Annotated in this window: 4 protein-coding genes; 3 read left to right on the top strand and 1 reads right to left on the bottom strand. The window is 44.1% G+C overall.

What is annotated here, in order from left to right; translation table 11 throughout:
• Positions 1-238: 238 nt before the first annotated feature.
• The 3 genes from QZ379_RS12160 to QZ379_RS12150 are packed head-to-tail and all read left to right on the top strand — an operon-like array spanning position 239 to position 3,188.
• Positions 239-748 (top strand): hypothetical protein, encoded by a 510-nt coding sequence (locus QZ379_RS12160; protein WP_291565215.1) that lies wholly within the window; start codon positions 239-241, stop codon positions 746-748.
• Entirely contained in the window at positions 745-1,920 is a 1,176-nt protein-coding gene (locus QZ379_RS12155) for a hypothetical protein (RefSeq protein ID WP_291565212.1), read from the top strand. The genes QZ379_RS12160 and QZ379_RS12155 overlap by 4 nt, the downstream gene beginning before the upstream one ends.
• Positions 1,911-3,188: an MBL fold metallo-hydrolase gene (locus tag QZ379_RS12150; protein ID WP_291565209.1), complete on the top strand. Its 1,278-nt coding sequence runs from the start codon at positions 1,911-1,913 to the stop codon at positions 3,186-3,188. Before QZ379_RS12155 ends, QZ379_RS12150 begins: the two co-directional genes overlap by 10 nt.
• A 645-nt stretch (positions 3,189-3,833) precedes the next feature.
• Here the strand turns inward: QZ379_RS12150 and QZ379_RS12145 are convergent.
• On the bottom strand, positions 3,834-4,574 hold a 741-nt coding region (locus QZ379_RS12145; RefSeq protein WP_291565206.1), incomplete at its 5' end, for a primase-helicase family protein.

Genomic DNA, 4,574 nt, shown 5'->3' with positions numbered 1-4,574 from the left:
GTAAATCTGTATAAGGAATATACCTCCTTGAAATCAAGAGAGTTAGAAGATTTACCTCGTTTTAGGGTAATGAGTTGGCAACCGTCCTAATTGCCGTGGTCTGCATCGCTTTGCTTGTTTAGGTAACTCCTACGGATGCAAAAATAGACAAATAAAATACATCAGAATGAATTCTTGGCACAAAATTCGTTTTTGTCGATAAATATCTATTTCTTTGTACAGTAAAATCCATTTGTCTATGGAACATGAGATTATAGAAACTTATACTTTCAATCCTGAAGATTATCATGACGGGCGTAGAAAGTCCGATAGCATGACATTCCGTGATGTAGTGAAAGAATTTGAACGAGATTTCCATCAGCGGCATAGTTGCGAATACGCTTTGAACCTGTATGCCAATTCAGCCACTATGCACTTGCTTGAAAAGTCGTGCAATGCGGCATCGTTTTTGAGCTATGGCATGGACTTGACACAAGGGAATGCTTTCGATGCAGAACAAGACCCTTACATCAACCATGCCATCGAGGGTCATAGCCGGCATATCTTTGTCTATGGCATCGATTCTGCCTATATGGAAACATCGGATGGACACATTGCCATTGACGAAGAAAAAGGCATTTACCCATTGACTTTATTAATAGACAATTCGATGCGCAATGGAATAATACGACTTGCCACGCCGACATCGGACGATGAAGGCGAAGAAGAACATGTAGTGATTGACTCACCCAAATTTGAATATGCATGATGGAACAGCAAAAGGAACGGACGTGGCATTTGGTGCGTAATAATAATGGAGAATGGATTTGTAGCGAACAGGTTGTGTATCTTGAGGATTTCTCTGCAATGATATATGCCTTACGGGCTAAAAAATATGGCTTGTCTCTGTCGCCTCAGACCGATTATGCAGGTGAAAAATGGTACTACAAACATGAAGTAGAAGCCGTAACAGTCGCAATGGAGGCTGATCAGCAAGAGACAAAGCCGCGGAAATTGAAAATAACTCCGATAAAGCGGGAATTCAGCGAAAATGAAATAAATGATATAGTCATGAACATGTTCAAACCTAACACAAGCGGCAGTTTTGATGCCCTGAACGAAGAATTCCGCCTATGGCGAGAATTAGAGAATAACTCTCCCCAATGGTGGAAGAACATTTTGGCAGATGAAGAACTTTATGTGGAAATCCGTAAGGACAATTATGCCAACGTATATTATTATGGAGGTAATGTTGCTTTGGTGCAATGGACTGGCGGGAAAATTACAGCAGAGACGCATCGGAAGTATTTGGGGAAATCCGATGAAACTGATATGTATCAAGATTGCACAGATATGCTTCAAAGCAAAGAGGGTTTAGAGTTCATAAAGGAAAGAATCCGTGAAGTATATCACAAGCTTCCTCAAAAAAAAGAGGCAGACGAACATAACAAGGTATATATATCCAACGAGAAATGGATACAAGGAGAACTAAAATTGCGTTTCCCCAAACGCTATGTCGATTCTGAATTCGCCTATCGGGTAAGCGATACAGAACTCATCCGTTTTGACTTGGTTGAATTAAGAGGGAAAGAATTGGTGTTTATTGAGTTAAAACTGATAACCGATCCCCGTTTGAGAAGCAAGAACAAGGAGCCTGAAATCATTGAACAGATGACAAAATACAGTGATTTTATCTGTGGACATGCAGAAACGCTGAAGAATTATTATGCCAAGTTATTGCGGATAAAAAAACGGATAGGCCTATGGGATGGTGAAAGCGAAATAGAACATATCGCCTTAAAGCCTATATTGTTGATAGTAAATACTTACAAAGGCGAGCTTTCCAAAGGAAGGAAAGAACGCAAAAACGCCATAGAGGGGCTGAATGAAAATACATTGTTTGAAACCGTTATCGTAGATTATCCGGACTTATGCAAATAACCATTCACCGTGCCACACAGATAGGTGGACAGATTACCCGCATATCGACACCCCAAGCAAGCATCATCATTGATTTGGGACATAATCTACCCAATCACGCGGAAGATGAAGATGCTTATGACGATGACTGTGCGATAGCTGGAATTACGGAAGGTTGTTCTGCCATACTCTATACGCATTACCATGGCGACCATATCGGATTGTTCCACCACGTGCCAGATAACCTACCGCAATACATTGGTGAGGTCGCCAAACAAGTGGTTTGCAGGAAATACAAGCAATTAAGTTTTCTGCGTGAGTTGTCCCAGCAACAAAAATATCGTCATGCCTTAACTGTGGCTTCCGGGATGCATACGTTTCACGAGAACCAAAAATTACGTTTCGGAGACATTGTGGTTACCCCCTATTTTGTCAGCCATTCTGCCTACGATGCCTATATGTTCCTGATAGAAGCGGAGGGGAAACGCATTCTGCACACGGGCGATTTCCGTGGACATGGTTATCTTAGTAAGGGCTTGATACTCACGATTCAAAAGTATATTGGTCAAGTGGATGTGTTAATTGTAGAAGGAACCATGCTTGCCCGAAAGGATGAAACCATCCTGACCGAAAGTGTATTGTCACAAAAAGCCGCCGAACTGATAAAAGAGCATAAGTATGTATTTGTTCATTGTTCGTCAATGGATATGGAGCGGCTGGCAAGTTTCAAGAATGCTACTCGAAGCATGTTTCCCAAACGTCCTTTACTGGCCGATGAATACCAGAAGGACATCCTTGCTTTATTTTCTGAAACAGCGGGAAAGAAATCGCCTTGTTTTGATTTTGGCAAGATATATACTTATTCGGAAAAGAATCCTAAGCTGAAAGCATGGATGCAGGAAAAAGGATTTACTATGTTTATACGGGCGAGTGCTTCATTCAACAGACTATTGGATTTGATTTTGCCAATGCTGCCTGTAGAAGGAAAGCCTCTCCTTATTTATTCCATGTGGGATGGGTACATTAACAGGGATGACACAAGAAATGAAGATTATGTATACTTGCAAAAACGATTTGCAGAAGTGGTGCAACTTCATACCAGCGGACATGCCACGGCAGATACGTTGCGTCGTGTCTGCGAGTTGACCAACCCTCGGCTTGCCATTCTTCCCATCCACAGAGATAAAGGAACAGATTTATCTTCTATTGGCATTCCTTCCCAACTGCAAGAGAGAATTGTAACTACAAGTTGTAAGTTAAGCAACGATATAAACATCGAATTTCTTTGAGCATGGGGCTAATCAGTTTTGGTACGCCTGAAACACAAACTTGCTACCATAGAAAAACAATGCCCCGACCTTGGAGTAACTCTTAAGTCTTTGGGCAACTCAAAGGACAGCTTGCTGCTGCTTTTGGAACAAACGGGGTGTCCAGAGGGGTGCAACCCCGCTGGTTCATTGGGGCATTTTTAGCATTAGCGTCAACGGTGCGTGAAGAAAACGCCCTAATGAGCTATGGCTTTTTGTTCCCCAAAAGCCTGCGGCGGTGTCGGCGGCTTTCGGATGCCTTTCTTTTTTCGCCAGCAATGAGGGCTTTCCCTTGTCGGTCGGTAGGATGGAAGTCCGTCCGACCAGCCTGCGGATGGCGGTGTTTACTCATGCCATTTTCCCAGCGGACTTGTTGAGGAGTAAAAAAGCGTTGAACTGTTGAAATTGATATATAACATCTTGATATATTGCAAAATGCACTCTATACAATCTCTCAACAAAAGCGTGTCGCCCAACAAACGGATGCGAAAAGAAAAAATGAGGTCGGAGTGATATGCCGTTGCTTCTTCTTTTCATCAGCCGTTGTGTGTTGTGGGCGGTCTGTTGAGGTCGCATATTCTTATATACCAATACTTTATTACCCTTATTCAACAATTCAACAGAATGTCAAAGCTTTTCCAGCAGTTCTTTCGTAACGGTGTAATACCTGCCCACACTTCTTCGGGTCTGGTAACGGTCATTGCCGCCGTATTGGTAGGCGGTATAGGTAAGACCGTTGGGTGCGGGTGTCAGCTTCCAGCACTCCTGCACCACTTTCCGTACCTGCGATTTCTCCACCCTGACTTGCGAGCAGACCAGCAAGGGAATGATGTCGTTCAGGCAAAAGGACACCGTTTCCACTTCCATCTTTGCCATGATGTCAAGCAGCAGTTCCGCCATCTCAATCTCCAAACGGTTGCGGTTGCTTCGGATAATCTTCCGCAGGGCTTCCGTCTCCAGCAGCTTCGGGTTGAACCACATACGGCTTTCCTTTTCGGTGGACAGCTGCCTATGTTGCAGGAAATGCAGGAAAGCGGGTATCTCCGCTTTCAGCTTTTGCAAGAAGTCGGTATCGTCACTTTGTAACGGCACAATCTTCCGCACCCAATAGCGTGTCTCCCCTGCATCGATGATGACGGGCAGGTGCTCGTTGTTGGAGCAAAGCACGAACTTGGCGAAGAAGCCTATCTCGTCACGGTCTTTGCCTTTCGCCTCCACCTTGTAGGATAGCGTGGTGCTGAGATTTTTCAGCCGCTCGCTGTCCTCACGGCGGTTAAGCAGCACCTCGTCCACCATGATGAGCAGCTTGCCTGCCCAGTCGGAGTTGAACTGGCTGCGGAAGTCCTCGTTGGTGTTGAACGTCACGTT

Source organism: Bacteroides sp. (assembly GCF_019417265.1).
In the GTDB taxonomy this organism is placed as follows: domain Bacteria; phylum Bacteroidota; class Bacteroidia; order Bacteroidales; family Bacteroidaceae; genus Phocaeicola.
Note: the sequence above shows the minus strand (reverse complement) of the source record. Positions and strands in the feature narration are given on the sequence as shown.